At 46.3% G+C, this 19337-nt stretch carries 15 protein-coding genes and 4 tRNA genes; 4 read left to right on the top strand and 15 right to left on the bottom strand.

What is annotated here, in order from left to right:
- Positions 1-52 precede the first annotated feature (52 nt).
- Positions 53-547 (top strand): Rsd/AlgQ family anti-sigma factor, encoded by a 495-nt coding sequence (locus VNE01S_RS17245; RefSeq protein WP_053397187.1) that lies wholly within the window; start codon positions 53-55, stop codon positions 545-547.
- Positions 548-772: 225 nt separating this feature from the next.
- Here VNE01S_RS17245 and rpoC read toward each other — a convergent pair whose 3' ends face one another.
- From rpoC to VNE01S_RS17180, 13 genes are all read right to left on the bottom strand, one after another.
- Positions 773-4975, bottom strand: coding sequence for a DNA-directed RNA polymerase subunit beta' (gene rpoC, locus VNE01S_RS17240; RefSeq protein WP_053397186.1), 4203 nt, complete (start codon positions 4973-4975; stop codon positions 773-775).
- Positions 4976-5081: 106 nt separating this feature from the next.
- Positions 5082-9110, bottom strand: coding sequence for a DNA-directed RNA polymerase subunit beta (rpoB, locus tag VNE01S_RS17235; RefSeq protein WP_053397185.1), 4029 nt, complete (start codon positions 9108-9110; stop codon positions 5082-5084).
- A 230-nt stretch (positions 9111-9340) separates the two neighbouring features.
- Complete coding sequence (gene rplL, locus VNE01S_RS17230; RefSeq protein WP_053397184.1) at positions 9341-9709, bottom strand: 50S ribosomal protein L7/L12; 369 nt, start codon at positions 9707-9709, stop codon at positions 9341-9343.
- A gap of 57 nt (positions 9710-9766) precedes the next feature.
- Positions 9767-10261 carry a 50S ribosomal protein L10 gene (rplJ, locus tag VNE01S_RS17225; RefSeq protein ID WP_053397183.1) on the bottom strand — a complete coding sequence of 165 codons (495 nt, stop codon included), beginning with the start codon at positions 10259-10261 and terminating at the stop codon, positions 9767-9769.
- A 318-nt stretch (positions 10262-10579) separates the two neighbouring features.
- On the bottom strand, positions 10580-11281 hold the full coding sequence (gene rplA / locus VNE01S_RS17220) for a 50S ribosomal protein L1 (protein ID WP_053397182.1): 702 nt from the start codon (positions 11279-11281) through the stop codon (positions 10580-10582).
- A gap of 4 nt (positions 11282-11285) precedes the next feature.
- A complete protein-coding gene (rplK, locus tag VNE01S_RS17215) occupies positions 11286-11714 on the bottom strand; it encodes a 50S ribosomal protein L11 (protein ID WP_008078231.1) in 429 nt (142 codons plus the stop codon).
- Between the two features lie 144 nt (positions 11715-11858).
- Positions 11859-12407 (bottom strand): transcription termination/antitermination protein NusG, encoded by a 549-nt coding sequence (gene nusG / locus VNE01S_RS17210; RefSeq protein WP_053397181.1) that lies wholly within the window; start codon positions 12405-12407, stop codon positions 11859-11861.
- 13 nt (positions 12408-12420) lie between these two features.
- A complete protein-coding gene (gene secE / locus VNE01S_RS17205) occupies positions 12421-12801 on the bottom strand; it encodes a preprotein translocase subunit SecE (RefSeq protein ID WP_053397180.1) in 381 nt (126 codons plus the stop codon).
- A gap of 273 nt (positions 12802-13074) precedes the next feature.
- Positions 13075-14259: an elongation factor Tu gene (gene tuf, locus VNE01S_RS17200; protein WP_061781645.1), complete on the bottom strand. Its 1185-nt coding sequence runs from the start codon at positions 14257-14259 to the stop codon at positions 13075-13077.
- A gap of 136 nt (positions 14260-14395) precedes the next feature.
- Positions 14396-14471 (bottom strand) — tRNA-Thr (locus VNE01S_RS17195).
- Positions 14472-14483: 12 nt separating this feature from the next.
- Positions 14484-14558: transfer RNA gene (locus tag VNE01S_RS17190), tRNA-Gly, on the bottom strand.
- 35 nt (positions 14559-14593) lie between these two features.
- Positions 14594-14678: transfer RNA gene (locus VNE01S_RS17185), tRNA-Tyr, on the bottom strand.
- A gap of 36 nt (positions 14679-14714) precedes the next feature.
- Positions 14715-14790, bottom strand: a tRNA-Thr gene (locus VNE01S_RS17180).
- Between the two features lie 207 nt (positions 14791-14997).
- Here VNE01S_RS17180 and coaA point away from each other — a divergent pair.
- Entirely contained in the window at positions 14998-15921 is a 924-nt protein-coding gene (gene coaA / locus VNE01S_RS17175; protein WP_053396563.1) for a type I pantothenate kinase, read from the top strand.
- Between the two features lie 76 nt (positions 15922-15997).
- Here coaA and VNE01S_RS17170 read toward each other — a convergent pair whose 3' ends face one another.
- Complete coding sequence (locus VNE01S_RS17170) at positions 15998-16423, bottom strand: DUF805 domain-containing protein (protein WP_053396562.1); 426 nt, start codon at positions 16421-16423, stop codon at positions 15998-16000.
- A 33-nt stretch (positions 16424-16456) separates the two neighbouring features.
- Complete coding sequence (locus tag VNE01S_RS17165) at positions 16457-16804, bottom strand: 5-carboxymethyl-2-hydroxymuconate Delta-isomerase (protein WP_053396561.1); 348 nt, start codon at positions 16802-16804, stop codon at positions 16457-16459.
- 301 nt (positions 16805-17105) lie between these two features.
- Here VNE01S_RS17165 and tpiA point away from each other — a divergent pair, with 301 nt between their 5' ends.
- Together tpiA and VNE01S_RS17155 are read left to right on the top strand one after the other, a co-directional pair.
- Positions 17106-17876 (top strand): triose-phosphate isomerase, encoded by a 771-nt coding sequence (gene tpiA / locus VNE01S_RS17160; RefSeq protein WP_053396560.1) that lies wholly within the window; start codon positions 17106-17108, stop codon positions 17874-17876.
- Between the two features lie 102 nt (positions 17877-17978).
- Positions 17979-19331, top strand: coding sequence for an MATE family efflux transporter (locus VNE01S_RS17155; protein WP_053396559.1), 1353 nt, complete (start codon positions 17979-17981; stop codon positions 19329-19331).
- Positions 19332-19337 lie beyond the last annotated feature (6 nt).

Genomic DNA, 19337 nt, shown 5'->3' with positions numbered 1-19337 from the left:
CTTTACTAAGTAAAGCCTAATGATCACCGGAGTGTGATCCGATCATGAGGGCATGGTCATGCTAAATAAATTCAAACAAACTCAAGAACAGTGGGGTGGCTCAAGTGAAGTCATCGATCATTGGCTAGAAACACGACAATCACTCATCGTTGAGTATTGTAAACTTGCAGCGTTGAAACCATCGACTGCAAAAGAATCACTTTCTACTCTTCCTACACCACAAGAACTTCAAATTTTCTGCCAGCACCTCGTTGACTACATCTCTGAAGGCCACTTTAAAATCTACGATATGGTCATGGATAAATGGCGTTCAACTGGTTTTGAAGCAACAGATGAAATTAATCAGACCTACGCACACATTGTTCTGACAACAGAACCATTGCTCAACTTTACCGATCGATATGCTGATGTCCCCGAGGATGATGATCTCGATAACTTCGATGAAGACTTATCATTAATTGGTGAGATTATTGAAGCGCGCTTTGAAGTGGAAGATGAACTCATCCAACTTATTGCGAACAGCCTTGCGGTTCCACCTGGAGCTTAAGTCGAGGCGTACAAGACGCACGTATACCTGTCGTGTCATATTTACATGGGCAGCCTAATTCCATCAACAAAGCCTTGTTGGTGGAACTGTCGTTCATTGGCCTTAAATTAGATTGAGACTCTGTGAGCGGGTTACGTTGCTGGGAGTTAATCATCTTATGCCCTCCAAATAACAAAAAAGCACCCTAGGGTGCCTTTTATTATCGACTCGATTCAATTCGTACGATTACTCGTCAGAAGAGAAACCAGCGTTTAGTAGTGCTGCAAGGTTATCTGTCGCTTGCTCAGCAGACGGACCATCTTGTTCTTCAGCACGCTTCGCTTGACGCTCTTGGTGGTAAGCGAAACCCGTACCTGCAGGGATTAGACGACCTACAATTACGTTTTCTTTCAGACCACGCAGTTCATCACGCTTACCAGAAACGGCAGCTTCTGTTAGTACGCGAGTTGTCTCCTGGAACGATGCCGCAGAGATGAACGATTCAGTTGCTAGCGATGCTTTCGTGATACCTAGTAGTTCACGTTCGAAGCGTGCTGGCTCTTTGCCTTCAGCTTCTAGGTTGCGGTTAGCAATCTTAACGTTCGCGTATTCTACTTGCTCGCCCGCTAGGAACTCAGAGTCACCAGCGTGAGTAATAGTACACTTACGTAGCATCTGACGAACGATAGTTTCGATGTGCTTATCGTTAATCTTAACGCCTTGCAGACGGTATACTTCTTGAACTTCGTTCGCGATGTATTGCGTCACAGCGTGTACGCCACGTAGACGTAGAATGTCGTGCGGAGACTCAGGACCATCTGCGATCACGTCACCACGTTCAACTTTCTCGCCTTCGAATACGTTAAGCTGACGATGCTTAGGAATCATCTCTTCGTATGTATCACCGCCTTCGCGAGTGATCACTAGACGACGCTTACCTTTGGTCTCTTTACCGAAGCTCACAGTACCTGTGTGCTCAGCAAGGATTGCAGGCTCTTTAGGCTTACGTGCTTCGAATAGGTCAGCAACGCGTGGAAGACCACCGGTGATATCTTTGTTACCGCCAGACTTCTGAGGAATACGTGAAAGTGTATCACCCACACCTACTTCTGCGCCGTCTTCGATGTTCACGATCGCTTTACCAGGTAGGAAGTAATGAGCTGGCATATCTGTACCAGGGATCGTTACATCGTTACCTTGCTCATCAACAAGTTTGATTGCTGGACGCATATCTTTACCTGCTGAAGGACGAGCTGCTGGATCAGTCACTTCGCTTGAAGATAGACCTGTTAGGTCATCTGTCTGACGAGATACTGTTACACCGTCGATCATGTCTACAAACTGGATGCGACCTGCCACTTCAGTGATGATTGGCATGGTGTGCGCTTCCCAGTTCGCTACTGTTTCGCCAGCTTCAACTGCGTCGTTGTCACCTTTGCTTAGTAGCGAGCCGTATGGCAGTTTGTGTTTCTCTTTCGTACGACCAAACTCATCGATGATGGTTAGTTCAGAAGCACGAGAAGTGATCACTAGCTTGCCATCTTTGTTCGTTACGAACTTAGCGTTGTGTAGCTTAACAGAACCGTTGTTCTTAGCTTGGATGCTGTTCTCTGCTGCTGCTGTCGATGCCGCACCACCGATGTGGAACGTACGCATCGTTAGCTGTGTACCTGGTTCACCGATTGACTGAGCCGCGATAACACCCACAGACTCACCTTGGTTAACTAGGTGACCGCGTGCTAGGTCACGACCGTAACACTGTGCACAACAACCGAAGTCTGTGTCACACGTTACGACAGAGCGTACGCGCATGCTGTCTACAGAGTTCTCTTCCATGATCTGACACCACTTCTCATCAATTAGAGTGTTACGTGGGATCAGAACATCTTCAGTGCCTGGTTTAAGCACGTCTTCTGCAACAACACGACCAAGAGCAAGTTCAGTAAGTGCTACCTTAACATCACCACCCTCGATGTGAGGCATCATGTCAACACCTTCGTGTGTACCACAATCGTGTTCAGTAACAACAACGTCTTGAGCAACGTCTACTAGACGACGAGTTAGGTAACCCGAGTTCGCTGTTTTCAGTGCCGTATCCGCAAGACCCTTACGAGCACCGTGCGTTGAGATAAAGTACTGAAGTACGTTTAGACCTTCTTTAAAGTTCGCAGTGATCGGCGTTTCGATGATTGAACCATCTGGACGCGCCATCAGACCACGCATACCGGCTAGCTGACGAATCTGTGCTGCAGAACCACGAGCGCCCGAGTCCGCCATCATGTAGATGCTGTTGAATGACTCTTGCTGCTCTTCTTCACCGTCACGGTTGATAACCGTTTCAGAAGATAGGTTTTCCATCATCGCTTTCGCAACGCGATCGTTGGTCGATGCCCAGATATCGATCACTTTGTTGTAGCGTTCGCCCGCTGTTACCAGACCAGATTGGTACTGTTCTTGGATTTCGCGAACTTCTTCTTCAGCTTCAGAGATCTCAGTGTACTTAGCTGCAGGTACAACCATATCGTCAATACCAACAGAAACACCAGATAGTGCCGCGTAAGCAAAACCTGTGTACATGATTTGGTCAGCGAAGATAACGGTGTCTTTAAGACCAAGTTTACGGTAAGCCTCGTTAAGTAGGTTAGAGATCTGTTTCTTACCTAGCTTTTGGTTAACGATGCTAAACGGCAGACCTTTCGGTACGATTTGCCACAACATTGCACGACCGATAGTAGTATCTACCATCTTAGTTTCAGTAGTGCTGTTGCCGTCTTCGTCTACAACTGTTTCTGTAATACGTACTTTCACGCGTGCGTGTAACTCAGCGCTCTTAGTGCGGTATGCCTTCTCAGCCTCTTCTGGGCCAGCAAGGTACATGCCTTCACCTTTCACGTTGATCTTGTCACGAGTCATGTAGTACAGACCCAATACAACGTCCTGAGAAGGTACGATGATCGGATCACCTGACGCTGGCGACAGAATGTTGTTTGTCGACATCATCAGAGTACGAGCTTCAAGCTGTGCCTCTAGAGTTAGAGGTACGTGAACCGCCATTTGGTCACCATCGAAGTCCGCGTTGTACGCCGCACACACAAGTGGGTGTAGCTGGATCGCTTTACCTTCGATTAGTACTGGTTCGAACGCCTGGATACCTAGACGGTGAAGTGTAGGTGCACGGTTCAACAGTACTGGGTGTTCACGGATTACTTCGTCTAGGATATCCCAAACAACCGCTTCTTCACGCTCTACCATTTTCTTAGCCGCTTTGATTGTAGTCGCAAGACCACGAGTCTCTAGCTTGCTGTAGATAAATGGTTTGAATAGCTCAAGTGCCATCTTCTTAGGAAGACCACACTGGTGCAGACGAAGGTATGGACCTACTGTGATTACAGAACGGCCAGAGTAGTCTACACGTTTACCTAGAAGGTTCTGACGGAAACGACCTTGTTTACCCTTGATCATATCAGCAAGAGATTTCAGAGGACGTTTGTTCGAACCTGTGATCGCACGACCGCGACGACCGTTATCTAGTAGCGCATCAACAGACTCTTGCAGCATACGTTTTTCGTTACGTACGATGATGTCCGGAGCCGCTAGCTCTAGAAGGCGCTTCAAACGGTTGTTACGGTTGATCACACGACGGTATAGATCGTTCAGATCTGAAGTCGCAAAACGACCGCCGTCTAGTGGTACTAGAGGACGTAGATCTGGCGGAAGTACCGGAAGCACAGTTAGGATCATCCACTCTGGGTTGTTACCCGATTGAACGAACGCTTCAACTAGCTTCAGACGCTTGGTGATTTTCTTACGCTTAGTCTCTGAGTTAGTAGACTGAAGCTCTTCACGCATTTCTTCGATTTCTGCAGGAAGATCCATCGCCGCTAGGAGATCTTTGATCGCTTCTGCACCCATCTTAGCCGTGAATTCATCACCCCACTCTTCTAGGCGGTCTAGATACTCTTCTTCAGTAAGCATCTGAGACTTTTCTAGATCAGTCATACCCGGTTCAGTTACTACGTACATTTCGAAGTAAAGAACACGCTCGATATCACGTAGTGGGATATCCATTAGTAGACCGATGCGAGACGGTAGTGATTTTAGGAACCAGATGTGAGCAACTGGTGAAGCAAGCTCGATGTGGCCCATACGGTCACGGCGAACTTTAGTTTGTGTAACTTCAACGCCACACTTCTCACAGATAACACCACGGTGTTTCAGACGCTTATATTTGCCACAAAGACATTCATAGTCTTTTACTGGACCAAAGATACGCGCACAGAAAAGACCATCGCGTTCAGGTTTGAACGTACGATAGTTGATCGTTTCAGGTTTTTTCACTTCACCGAAAGACCATGAACGGATCATGTCCGGTGAAGATAGACCGATTTTGATTGCATCAAATTCTTCGGTCTTATGCTGTGCTTTTAGAAAGTTTAATAAGTCTTTCACAATCAGCTCCTGTAAGGAGTTAAAAGGAGCTCACCCGCAAAAGTGAGCACCTTTCTACCAGATAATCGCTTTTATTTCTCTCGACCTTAATCAAGAGAGAAAGAGATTACTCTTCGTCTTCTAGCTCGATGTTGATACCTAGCGAGCGGATCTCTTTCAACAATACGTTGAACGATTCTGGCATGCCAGGTTCCATGCTGTGGTTACCGTCTACGATGTTCTTATACATCTTAGTACGGCCGTTAACGTCATCCGACTTAACCGTTAGCATTTCTTGTAGGGTGTAAGCTGCACCGTATGCTTCCAGTGCCCATACTTCCATCTCACCGAAACGCTGACCACCGAACTGAGCTTTACCACCAAGTGGTTGCTGAGTTACTAGGCTGTAAGAACCAGTTGAACGAGCGTGCATCTTGTCATCAACAAGGTGGTTCAGTTTCAGCATGTACATGTAACCAACCGTTACAGGACGCTCAAACGCATCACCTGTGCGACCATCAAACAGCGTTAGCTGACCAGATTCTGGTAGGTCACCTAGTTTTAGTAGCTCTTTGATTGATGTCTCATTCGCACCGTCAAATACTGGCGTTGCGATCGGTAGACCACCACGTAGGTTCTTGATCAGCGTGCGAACTTCATCATCAGATAGCGACGCGACGTCTACTTTCTGACGAGTCTCACCAAGATCGTAAACTTTCTGTAGGAAGTCACGGAACTTAGCTAGCTCTTGCTGCTCTTTCACCATCTGGTTGATCTTGTCACCGATACCTTTCGCTGCCAGACCTAAGTGTACTTCTAGGATCTGACCGATGTTCATACGCGAAGGTACACCCAGTGGGTTCAGTACGATATCAACAGGCTGACCTTTTTCATCGTAAGGCATGTCTTCAACAGGGTTGATCTTAGAGATTACACCCTTGTTACCGTGACGACCCGCCATCTTATCACCAGGCTGAATGCGACGTTTAACCGCTAGGTAAACCTTAACGATCTTCAGTACGCCCGGTGCTAGATCATCACCTTGTGTGATCTTACGACGCTTGGTTTCGAACTTCTTATCGAAGTCAGCTTTTAGCTCGTCCCACTGCTCAGCTAGTTGCTCAAGCTGAGTTTGTAGAGCGTCATCTTCAAGCGTTAGCTCTAGCCATTTCTTACGGTCGATAGAGTCTAGTTTCGCTTCAGTGTAGCCACCGTCGATCAATACAGCTTTCACGCGGTTTAGAAGGCCACCCTCAAGAATCTGGAATTCTTCAGTTAGGTCTTTCTTCGCTTCTTTCAGCTGCATCTGTTCAATTTCAAGTGCACGTTTGTCTTTTTCAACGCCGTCACGAGTAAATACTTGAACGTCGATGATAGTACCTGAAACTGAGTTTGGTACGCGTAGAGACGTGTCTTTAACGTCTGACGCTTTCTCACCGAAGATTGCACGTAGTAGCTTCTCTTCAGGAGTGAGCTGGGTTTCACCTTTAGGCGTTACTTTACCTACAAGGATGTCACCGCCTTTCACTTCAGCACCAATGTAAACGATACCTGACTCGTCCAGTTTAGACAGAGCAGACTCACCTACGTTTGGAATATCAGCTGTGATTTCTTCAGCACCAAGCTTAGTATCACGTGCCACACAAGATAGCTCTTGAATGTGGATAGTCGTGAAACGGTCTTCTTGAACTACGCGCTCAGATACTAAGATCGAGTCCTCGAAGTTGTAACCGTTCCAAGGCATGAATGCGATACGCATGTTCTGACCAAGCGCTAGCTCACCAAGGTCGGTTGAAGGACCGTCAGCAAGAACGTCGCCACGTAGTACTGGTTCACCTGGCATCACGCATGGACGCTGGTTGATACACGTGTTTTGGTTAGAACGAGTGTATTTAGTTAGGTTGTAGATATCGATGCCTGCTTCACCAGGGATCAGCTCGTCGTCGTTCACTTTCACAACGATACGAGAAGCATCTACAGACTGGATTACACCACCACGTTTCGCAACGGCAGTAACACCTGAGTCAACCGCGATGTTACGTTCAATACCAGTACCAACTAGAGGCTTGTCAGCTTTAAGAGTTGGAACTGCCTGACGTTGCATGTTCGCACCCATCAATGCACGGTTCGCATCATCGTGTTCTAGGAACGGGATAAGCGATGCAGCGATCGATACAACCTGGTTAGTTGCAACGTCCATGTATTGAGCGTGTTCACGTGGGTGAAGACCAGATTCACCTTTCTGACGAGCAGTGATTAGCTCATCAGCGAATGTGCCTTCTTCAGTCAGAACCGTGTTCGCCTGCGCGATAACGTACTGACCTTCTTGGATTGCAGATAGGTAATCTACTTCGTCTGTCACTACACCATCTACTACACGACGGTACGGGGTTTCTAGGAAACCGTACTCGTTACAACGCGCAAATGCAGATAGAGAGTTGATCAGACCGATGTTTGGACCTTCAGGCGTTTCGATCGGACATAAACGACCGTAGTGCGTTACGTGTACGTCTCGCACTTCGAAGCCAGCGCGTTCACGAGTTAGACCGCCAGGACCCAATGCAGAAATACGACGTTTGTGCGTTACTTCTGAAAGCGGGTTGTTTTGGTCCATGAACTGTGAAAGCTGAGAAGAACCAAAGAATTCTTTAACCGCAGCAGAGATAGGCTTAGCGTTGATCAGGTCTTGAGGCATGATAGCGTCAAGATCACCAAGGCTTAGGCGCTCTTTAACAGCACGTTCAACACGTACTAGACCTACACGGAACTGGTTTTCTGCCATTTCGCCAACAGAACGGATGCGACGGTTACCTAGGTGGTCGATATCGTCCACTTCACCGATGCCGTTACGGATAGCGATAAGCTTCTTCATCACTTCGATGATATCAGTTTCATCAAGTGTGCCCTGCTCTTGAGCATCTTCACGTTCGATAGAGCTGTTGAACTTCATACGACCAACAGTCGATAGATCGTAACGCTCTTCAGAGAAGAATAGGCTTTCGAATAGAGCTTCAGCAGCTTCTTTCGTTGGCGGCTCACCTGGGCGCATCATGCGGTAGATTTCTACCAATGCAGAAATACGATCAACAGTGCTGTCGATACGTACTGTCTCTGACATGAATGGACCGTGGTCTAGATCGTTCGTAAACAGAACTTCTAGCGCTTTGTGGCCTGCTTGAGAAAGGTTTGCTAGCGCTTCAAGACTAATTTCTTGGTTAGCACCAACAATGATCTCGCCCGTTGCTTCGTTGATGTAATCTTTCGATGCAACTTTACCTACGATGTACTCTACTGGTACCTCGATGTGGGCAACGCCATCTTTTTCAAGTTGACGGATGTGGCGTGCTGTAACACGACGACCTGTCTCAACGTACGTTTTACCATTCGCTTCAATATCGAATGACGCCGTTTCACCGCGTAAACGCTCAGGAACCAACTCCATCAATAGAGTTTGATCTTTAACCTGGAAGTTAATCTTCTCAAAGAAGATATCCAGAATCTCTTCTGTCGTCTTACCTAATGCGCGCAGAATGATCGATGCTGGAAGTTTACGACGGCGGTCAATACGTACGTATAGGTTATCCTTAGGGTCAAACTCGAAATCAAGCCATGAACCACGGTAAGGAATAACACGCGCATTGTAGAGAACTTTACCTGATGAGTGGGTCTTACCCTTATCGCTGTCGAAGAAAACGCCTGGGCTTCTGTGCAGCTGGGATACGATAACCCTCTCGGTACCATTGATTACGAAGGTACCATTGTCAGTCATGAGCGGGATTTCACCCATGTAGACTTCTTGTTCTTTAATGTCTTTTACAGTACCTGCTGGCGCGTCTTTATCAAAGATAACTAGGCGTAGTTTTACGCGCAGTGGCTTCGAATAAGTTACACCGCGGATTTGACATTCTTTAACGTCAAAAACTGGCTCACCAAGACGGTAGCTAACGTATTGCAGCTCGGAATTGCCGTTGTAGCTCTGAATAGGGAATACAGAACGGAAAGCAGCCTCAAGACCGTATTGCCCCTCAGGATCCTGTTCGATGAATTTTTCGAACGAATCGAGCTGGATCGATAGCAGGTATGGAATGTCCAAAACTTGTGGACGAGTACCAAAGTCCTTACGGATGCGCTTTTTCTCGGTATAAGAGTAAACCATGGGGTTCCTCAGCTCGCTGATAAGTGACCCAAACTGTCTCGGGTAGTATGAGACAGTGACTAAACAACTGTTTGACTGTAGTGGCGTTTCATTAAGGTGTAATGAAACGTTTTTTGCTCAGACATAGGTGACTAAACAGCGGAAAATTCACCTGTGCCCTACAGCGCAAAAAGGCCGGTGGTTAAAAAACCACCAGCCATTAGCCGTTAGGCTAAGAAACTATGCAATAATTACTTAACAGTAACACTTGCACCAGCTTCTTCTAGCTGAGCTTTAAGAGCTTCAGCTTCTGCTTTATCAACACCTTCTTTAAGAGGTGCTGGAGCGCCGTCTACAAGACCTTTAGCTTCTTTAAGGCCTAGACCAGTTGCGCCACGTACTGCTTTGATTACAGCAACTTTGTTACCGCCAGCAGATTCTAGGATTACGTCGAATTCAGTTTGCTCTTCAGCAGCTTCGCCGCCAGCAGCGCCGCCAGCTACAACAGCAGCTGCAGCAGAAACACCGAATTTCTCTTCCATTGCTTCGATTAGTTCAACAACTTGCATTACAGACATTTCTGCAACTGCATCTAGGATTTGCTCGTTAGTAATAGACATAACAATTCTCTTTTAAGTCAACAATAAGTTTATTAAGCAACCAGTAAAAAGCAAGGCTTATGCCGCTGCTTCTTCTTTTTGATCGCGGATAGCAGCGAACGTACGTGCCAGCTTGCCTGCAGAAGCTTCTTTCATGCACATCATTAGGCGTGCAATAGCTTCGTCGTAAGTTGGTAGTGTCGCTAGTACTTCAGCGTCAGTTAGCGCGCCTTCAAATGCAGCAGCTTTGATCTCGAAGTCTTTGTTCTCTTTAGCGAAGTCTTTGAAAAGACGCGCTGCAGCACCTGGGTGCTCGTTAGAGAATGCGATTAGAGTAGGACCAGTAAATGTCTCAGTTAGACATTCGTAGTCTGTACCTTCAACCGCACGACGCATAAGCGTGTTACGAACAACTCTAATGTAAACGCCCGCTTCACGAGCTTGTTTACGTAGAGAAGTCATCGCGCCTACTTCAACGCCACGAGAGTCAGCTACAACTGCAGAAAGTGCACCACTGGCAGCTTCGTTGACTTCAGCAACAATTGCTTTTTTGTCTTGAAGGTTTAAAGCCATCTTGGATTTACTCCTGGTTGTCGTTACACCACTCACTATTATCACAACAGTGAGAGCTATTGAGGTGCTTCCCAGAAGAAAGGTAACTATATTACATAGAGCTTTCTGTCAGTTCGGGCACCATCTACGTAGGTAAATTAAGCCTTCATTTATAAAATAAACTCAGACACCTACGGTCTTGGACGGAGACTGGGTCATAATTCACAATGAACTCTAGAAGAATTCAATGAACCAAAGTTCAGCCCCAACCACAAATATTAGGCGCAAAATTATACATATATTTCACGCCTAAGTAAATAAGTGTGCGGTAATATTTAATTACGCAACTGTGTTCAGGCTAGCCTGATCAACAGCAACACCAGCACCCATAGTAGTAGAGATGCTTACTTTCTTCAGGAAAGTACCTTTCGCTGAAGATGGTTTAGCTTTCTTAAGAGCAATTAGAAGAGACTCTAGGTTCTCTTTGATCTGCTCTGCAGAGAAGTTAGCTTTACCGATAGTAGTGTGGATGATGCCGTTTTTGTCGTTACGGTAACGAACCTGACCAGCTTTAGCGTTCTTAACCGCTTCAGCAACGTTAGGAGTTACAGTACCAACTTTAGGGTTTGGCATTAGACCGCGAGGACCTAGGATAGTACCTAGTTGACCTACAACGCGCATTGCATCTGGAGAAGCAACAACTACGTCAAAGTTCATTTCGCCTTTCTTCACTTGCTCAGCAAGATCTTCCATACCAACGATATCTGCGCCAGCTTCTTTAGCTGCTTCAGCGTTTGCACCTTGAGTGAACACTGCAACGCGGATTTCGCGGCCAGTACCGTGAGGCAGTACAGTTGCACCACGTACGTTCTGGTCAGATTTACGAGCATCGATGCCAAGGTTAACAGCAACGTCTACAGACTCAACGAATTTAGCAGTTGCTAGTTCTTGAAGAAGAGCTACAGCTTCGTTGATTTCGTATTCTTTAGTTACGTCAACTTTTTCGCGGATTACGCGCATGCGCTTAGTTAGTTTTGCCATGATCTTAACCCTCTACCACTAGGCCCATTGAACGAGCAGTACCAGCGATTGAGCGTTTCATCGCTTCGATGTCAGCACCAGTCATATCAGCAGCTTTAGTTTCTGCGATTTCTTGGATTTGAGCGTCAGTTACAGTACCAACTTTTTCAGTGTTTGGACGACCTGAACCAGACTTAACGCCAGCAGCTTTCTTCAGAAGAACAGCAGCAGGTGGAGTCTTAGTTACGAACGTGAAAGAACGGTCGTTGTATACAGTGATAACAACTGGAGTCGGTAGACCTTTCTCGATAGATTCTGTCTTCGCGTTAAACGCTTTACAGAATTCCATGATGTTCACACCGTGTTGACCTAGTGCAGGACCAACCGGTGGACTTGGGTTCGCCATACCAGCAGCAACTTGCAGCTTGATGTAAGCTTCAACTTTCTTAGCCATGATAATTCCTAAGTTTTGGGTTCAGACGCTAATCAACCGATCAGCTCCCCGTTTACGTAAATAACTTTTTACTTCACTAGAAGTAAAAAGGCGCGAAATTATAGTCATAATTCGCGCCTTATACAACCTTAAAAAGGTGTATTTTTAATCAAGTTTTTCAACCTGACCAAATTCAAGCTCAACTGGTGTTGCGCGACCAAAGATCGACACAGACACTTTCAGGCGGCTCTTCTCGTAATCCACTTCTTCAACTGTACCGTTGAAGTCAGCAAATGGACCGTCAGTAACACGTACCACTTCACCCGCTTCGTACATAGTACGTGGACGAGGTGCTTCGCTCGCTTTCTCAAGACGATTTAGAATCGCGTCAGCTTCCTTATCAGTGATAGGAGCTGGACGGTCAGAGGTACCACCAATGAAGCCCATGACACGCGGCACACTGCGTACTAAGTGCCATGATTCATCGTTCATGATCATCTGAACTAGGACGTAACCTGGGAAGAATTTACGCTCAGACTTACGACGTTGGCCTGCGCGCATTTCCACAACTTCTTCAGTTGGGACTAATACTTCACCAAATAGCTCTTCCATGCCATGCATCTTGATATGCTCGCGAAGAGACTGAGCTACACGACCTTCAAATCCAGAGAAGGCTTGAACCACATACCAGCGTTTTTTAGGAGCTTCACTCATGAATTACTACCCTCTATACCCCAGTTGCTAGAGACACAAGACGAACCATAATGCCGTCAATACCCCATAGCACTAGAGCCATTACAATACTTACAGCTAAAACAATCAGAGTCGTTTGCATAGTTTCTTGGCGAGTTGGCCAAACTACTTTGCGAACTTCCATACGCGATTCTTTAGCAAAACTGATCGACGCTTTACCCTTAGTTGTTGTTGCAGCGACACCAAGTGCAGCAGCAATCAAAACAACAACACCCGCAGCTCGAACCACTACAGACATCTCACCATACAGGTAATTACCCACAACAGCGGCAGCTAGCAGAACGAAAGTGACAATCCACTTAAAGATATCTGCGCCATTTGAGCTCTCAGGAGTTTCAGCATTATTTGCTTTCATAAAACCAACCTGTCACAAGTCTTAATATAGACGACAACAACCCCGCTGTTGCAGGGCAAATCCATAAACAACGGTCTGAATTAACCGTCGTACTCTTTCTTTGATAGAAAAGCCCGTCTTCTATCAAAAAATCCTGCTTAACGTCTGCTTGTACAACAAATCAGCAAACATTATTTTGAGTGCAGAAAAAGGGCATCAAATGATGCCCTTTTTGCTACTGGTTCGTCAAATCTTATTCAAAGATTTTTCAGAAGTCTTCGACAATTCTAAGAATTAGTCGAAGATCTTAGCAACAACACCAGCACCTACTGTACGGCCACCTTCACGGATCGCGAAACGTAGACCTTCGTCCATTGCGATTGGTGCGATTAGCTCTACAGTCATCTGTACGTTGTCACCTGGCATTACCATTTCTACGCCTTCTGGTAGCTGGATGTCGCCAGTTACGTCAGTTGTACGGAAGTAGAACTGTGGACGGTAGCCTTTGAAGAATGGAGTGTGACGACCACCTTCATCTTTAGACAGTACGTATACTTCTGATTCGAACTTAGTGTGTGGAGTGATTGAACCAGGCTTCGCTAGTACTTGACCACGTTCAACTTCGTCACGCTTAGTACCACGTAGAAGTGCACCAACGTTCTCACCAGCACGGCCTTCGTCTAGAAGCTTACGGAACATCTCAACACCAGTACATGTAGTTGTAGTAGTGTCTTTGATACCTACGATAGCAACTTCGTCACCTACTGTTAGGATACCACGCTCGATACGGCCAGTTACTACTGTACCACGACCTTGGATTGAGAATACGTCTTCGATAGGCATTAGGAATGGCTGATCTACTGCACGCTCTGGTTCTGGAATGTAGTTGTCTAGTGCTTCTGCTAGTTCAACGATTTTCGCTTCCCACTGCTCTTCGCCGTTTAGTGCGCCTAGTGCAGAACCTTGGATAACTGGTAGGTCATCACCTGGGAAATCGTATTCAGATAGAAGTTCACGTACTTCCATTTCTACTAGTTCTAGTAGCTCTTCATCATCAACCATGTCACATTTGTTCATGAATACGATGATGTAAGGGATACCAACCTGACGGCCTAGTAGGATGTGCTCACGAGTTTGTGGCATTGGGCCATCTGTCGCAGCAACTACAAGGATACCACCGTCCATCTGAGCAGCACCAGTGATCATGTTTTTAACGTAGTCCGCGTGTCCTGGACAGTCAACGTGTGCGTAGTGGCGAGTTGGAGTGTCGTACTCTACGTGAGAAGTAGCGATTGTGATACCGCGCTCACGCTCTTCTGGAGCGTTATCGATAGATGCGAAGTCTTTCGCGTCACCGCCGTAAACTTTAGCAAGAGTAGTACAGATTGCTGCAGTTAGAGTTGTTTTACCGTGGTCAACGTGGCCGATAGTACCAACGTTTACGTGCGGTTTCGTACGTTCAAATTTTTCTTTAGACATGAGTTGTCCCTCTAGGTACGGATTTAGGTGGCTTTGATGACCACGCAACCAAAAGTATTGGTGTTAAACTTACTCTCAAACACTAAACGTAGTTTAGTTAAAAGAAAGTATCAAAAGGAAAAGTTTGCTTGAGAGCTGGTGCTGATAGGCAGACTCGAACTGCCGACCTCATCCTTACCAAGGATGCGCTCTACCACCTGAGCTATATCAGCACTCTAAATGAGTGGAGCGGGCAGCGGGAATCGAACCCGCATCATCAGCTTGGAAGGCTGAGGTAATAGCCATTATACGATGCCCGCAACACGTAACTCTGTGAGCTATTTCCTAAAGAATATGGTGGAGGGGGACGGATTCGAACCATCGAAGGCAGTGCCGGCAGATTTACAGTCTGCTCCCTTTGGCCACTCGGGAACCCCTCCAAATTTTTAAGCCATTCTAACTACTAAAGGAAAGAATGGTGCCGACTACCGGAATCGAACTGGTGACCTACTGATTACAAGTCAGTTGCTCTACCTACTGAGCTAAGTCGGCATAAGTGGTGCGCATTCTATTGAATGATTTTCTGCCTTGCAAGAGTAAATTTAAAAAAAATCACCTTTTTGACCACTTTCTGTTTATTTGATGAAAATTCACACAAAATAGCAGACAAAAACCACTTTAAACCGCGCTTGTCATTTGCAAACAGGGCTTGTTGTTGTATTTTCGCAGCTCTTATCGCGAATTCTGGTTAGGAAGACTATGACTCCATTTCTCTCTTTTACTCGTCAGCAGTGGGCAGAGCTACGTAACTCTGTTCCGATGACCTTATCCAAAGAGGATCTAATTGAACTTCAAGGGGTCAATGAAAGTCTGACAATGGAAGAAGTGGTCGAAATTTACCTTCCCCTGGCACGATTATTAAATCTTTATGTTGCCGCTAGACAAAGCCGCAATACGGTCTTAAATAACTTCCTCAGTAACCAAGAGAGTCCTCCCCCTTTTATTATTGGGATTGCTGGTAGTGTCGCGGTCGGTAAAAGCACCACCGCACGCCTACTAAGAGCGCTGCTTGCTCGCTGGGAAAACCACCCTAAAGTTGAACTGGTCACCACAGACGGTTTTTTATACCCTAAAAAAGTGCTCAATGAACGTGGAATAATGCACCGAAAGGGCTTTCCAGAGTCTTACGATATTAAGCGTTTGGTTGAGTTTGTCTCAGATGTCAAAGCAGGTAAACCGAACTTAACGGTTCCGACCTATTCCCACATCACTTATGACATTACTGATGAAGTCAAAGTCGTCGACAGGCCAGATGTGCTCATCATTGAGGGATTAAACGTACTGCAAAGTGGCATGGACTACCCTCACGATCCACACCGAGTCTTCGTGTCCGATTTTTTAGATTTTTCTCTTTATGTAGATGCAAATAGTGAAGTGATTGAAAACTGGTATGTGGAACGTTTCCTTAAGTTTCGTCAGGGAGCGTTCACGCGTGCGGGGTCCTACTTTAGTCACTATACCAAGCTGACCGAGCCAGAAGCGATCAAGAAAGCCCACGACATCTGGCAATCGATCAACGGCATCAACCTCCAGCAAAATATTTTACCAACAAAGGGACGCGCGCAACTGGTGTTGAAAAAGGGTGCGGATCACAAAGTAGAAGAGATTCTACTGCGTAAGTAGTTGAATTATTAAGACTTCAGCAACCATGTTCGAAATTAGCGTGCTGAAGTCTAAAACCGTCATCGTGATTCTTTTCCTATTTAGGCTCTGGCCCGAATTGGTTTGCGCCTTCGTTTCCCTTCAAAAAACCACACTCAATTAAAATCCACCCGCCACAGATCAAAGCCGCAAGCGAGCTTACCAGCTGAACCGTGGTTGTTTGCGATGCTTGGGTAGGGTCTCCCATCGGAACGGTCATTCTGCCAATAACGAGGGGCAGATTTAGGAGTAACCACCAACTGGTTTTGTTTCTGTCGTGCCAACGTTTCGCGGTAATAGCCAGATCCGGAATAAGGATGACGAGAAGAAAAACAGGGAGTAACAGGTGTGCATAAACCGGAAATAACGCGTTAATTCCGGTCGCAAAACCAACGATTAACGCATAGTAAATCACGTTCCATACCCAGTAGGTTTTACGACCCACCCGACCCTGAAATGAAAACAACAGCTCTTTTATCGACATAACATTACCTAAAAATACAAAATAATAATCAAATTAGTTCAGTGCTTTTTGGAAGCACTCCTTATCCATGTCGCGAATATTCACCGTTAAACTTTGCACACTGCTTGCCTGGCATTGAAGTTCGGCCATTAACTGGCGAGAGAGTTCTCTTTTTTGTTCGGGAGTACGGCCATCCAACAGTTCAAAACTGATGTGTATAAAGTCGACACTATCTCCCTCCTCCCCTATCAGCCAGTGATCGCAGCGCAGTGACCTGGACTTTACCGATCCAATATCAAATAAACCACTTTGAAGCGCAACCTTATGTAAATCTTCCAAAAGCCCTTGGACATTGACCCTTTCATCCACCGAGTTGGAATATTCCATTACTAGATTTGGCATAGTTTTCCTTAACTGTAAGAGAGTTTCAATTGTGCGAATACCTGCTTATTCAGTATTAACAATTTCCATACTAATTTCCGAGTCAAATAGCGCTTTTCTGCTTATGAGATCACTGAACTGAACTAAGCTAAGATTGTTTATTCTGTAAGACACTCTTAACCCGGGGATGAGATCCGGTTAAGACATGATACTAGTCATGATCTGGCTTATTTTATCTGTTATATTCTTACGAAGATTTTTTACATTGATGTACTTGCTACATTGATAAACTTTTTATATTAAAGATAAGGGAGATATTCCTATGCGTCGTCCTGTAGTGATGGGTAACTGGAAACTTAACGGCAGCAAAGCGATGGTTAAAGAGCTGCTAACTGGTATCAACGCTGAGCTTGAAGGCGTTGAAGGTGTAGACGTAGCAGTCGCTCCACCAGCACTTTACATCGACCTAGCTGAGCGCGTAATCGCAGAAGGCGGTAACAAAGTAATCCTAGGTGCACAAAACACTGACCTAAACAACAGCGGTGCATTCACAGGCGATATGTCTCCTGAGATGCTAAAAGACTTCGGTGCAACTCACATCATCATCGGCCACTCTGAGCGCCGTGAGTACCACAACGAGTCTGACGAATTTGTTGCTAAGAAATTCGCATTCCTAAAAGAAAACGGCCTGAAACCAGTTTTCTGTATCGGTGAATCTGAAGCGCAAAACGAAGCTGGTGAAACAGAAGCAGTATGTGCACGTCAAATCAATGCTGTGATCGATGCTTACGGTGTTGAAGCACTAAACGGCGCAATCATCGCTTACGAACCAATCTGGGCGATCGGTACTGGTAAAGCAGCAACAGCAGACGATGCACAACGTATCCACGCATCTATCCGCGCAATGATTGCAGAAAAAGACGCAGCAGTTGCTGAGCAAGTGATCATCCAATACGGCGGCAGTGTTAAACCAGAAAACGCTGAAGCGTACTTCGCACAACCAGACATCGACGGCGCTCTAGTTGGCGGTGCATCTCTAGACGCGAAGAGCTTCGTGGCTATTGCAAAAGCAGCAGCAAAAGCGAAAGCTTAATTAAAGCAAACCTTCCAAGGCCAGCGACATGCTGGCCTTTTTTGTATCTCCCCATCGAATCAAGTATGCTACGTTTTTCCTCCGCTAGAGTAGCTATTCACGATGAAGGATAAGCATGGCCTACTAACCGGCTCTATTCCGACAGTCTTGCGCCAAATGACAGTGCCGATGATTTTCGGGCTGGTCGCGATTCTGATGTTTAACCTCGTCGACACGTTTTTCATCTCCCTACTCGGCACTCAAGCTCTTGCCGCTATCAGCTATACCTTTCCTGTCACATTTGGCGTTAACTGCATCACGATGGGCATTGGTATGGGCTTATCAACCAATATTGGCCGCCTGCTAGGACAGGGAGACGCGCAAGATGCTGCTCGTTTCTCTAGTCATGGCCTGATTCTCGCGGTCACACTCGTCGCCATGGCATGTGCGATCGGGTTAAGTACGATTGACCCTCTGTTTTTGTTACTAGGGGCTGAGGAGGAATTGCTGCCTCTCATCCATCAATACATGCAGATTTGGTATTTCACCATTCCGCTTCTGGTCATTCCGATGGCGGGCAATAGCGCAATTCGCGCCACTGGGGATACCAAAACACCGGCAAAAATCATGATGCTGGCCGGGTTCATTAACGGTGTGCTCGACCCACTACTCATCTTTGGTATCGGCCCTTTCCCTGAGTTAGGCATTCAAGGCGCGGCCATTGCCAGTGCTTTTAGCTGGCTGGGCGCGTTGATTGGCTCACTCTATGTGCTGGTCAAAAGAGAGAAATTACTCGCTCTCCCTTACCTGCCAAGGCTGCTGTCAGATTGGAAACTGATCCTTAAGATTGGAACACCTGCCGCTCTATCTAATGCGATGAACCCGATTTCCGGCGCGATTCTAATGATGATGTTATCGAGCCATGGTACCGCTGCCGTTGCCACTTACGGTGCCGCGCAGCGCATAGAGTCGATACTCATTTTAGTACTGATGTCTTTGACCTCCGCGCTAACCCCTTTTATCGCTCAAAATATTGGGGCTAATAACCCCGCACGCAGTTTTGCCGGCCTTTTCCTCAGCGTTCGATTTTCTGTGGTCTTCCAGTTGGGTATTTTTATCATGATGGTACCGCTCAGCATTCCACTGGCGGCTCTCTTCTCGCAGGAGAAAGAGGTCGAAAATCTATTGTGGCATTACCTGCTCGTTGTGCCGTTTAGTTATGGTTTCCAAGGCATTGTGATGATGCTAATTGCTGGGTTAAACGCCTTGCACCAGCCTTTAAAAGCGTTTCAGTGGAGCTTTATGCGCTTGTTCTGCTTTACTCTACCAGGAGCGTGGGTAGGTAGTTTGGTTTACGGCATCGAAGGGCTGTTTATCGGCATCGCATTAGGGAACATTTTGGGTGGGATATTTGGTTACTTCTATGCACTGAGGCTGAGAAAGGAATACTTATCTCCTCATTCTTGTCAGGCATAAATACAA

The sequence above is a fragment of the Vibrio nereis NBRC 15637 genome (genome assembly GCF_001591105.1).
Classification (GTDB): Bacteria; Pseudomonadota; Gammaproteobacteria; order Enterobacterales; family Vibrionaceae; genus Vibrio; species Vibrio nereis.
This window is presented reverse-complemented; position numbering and strand designations above follow the sequence as displayed.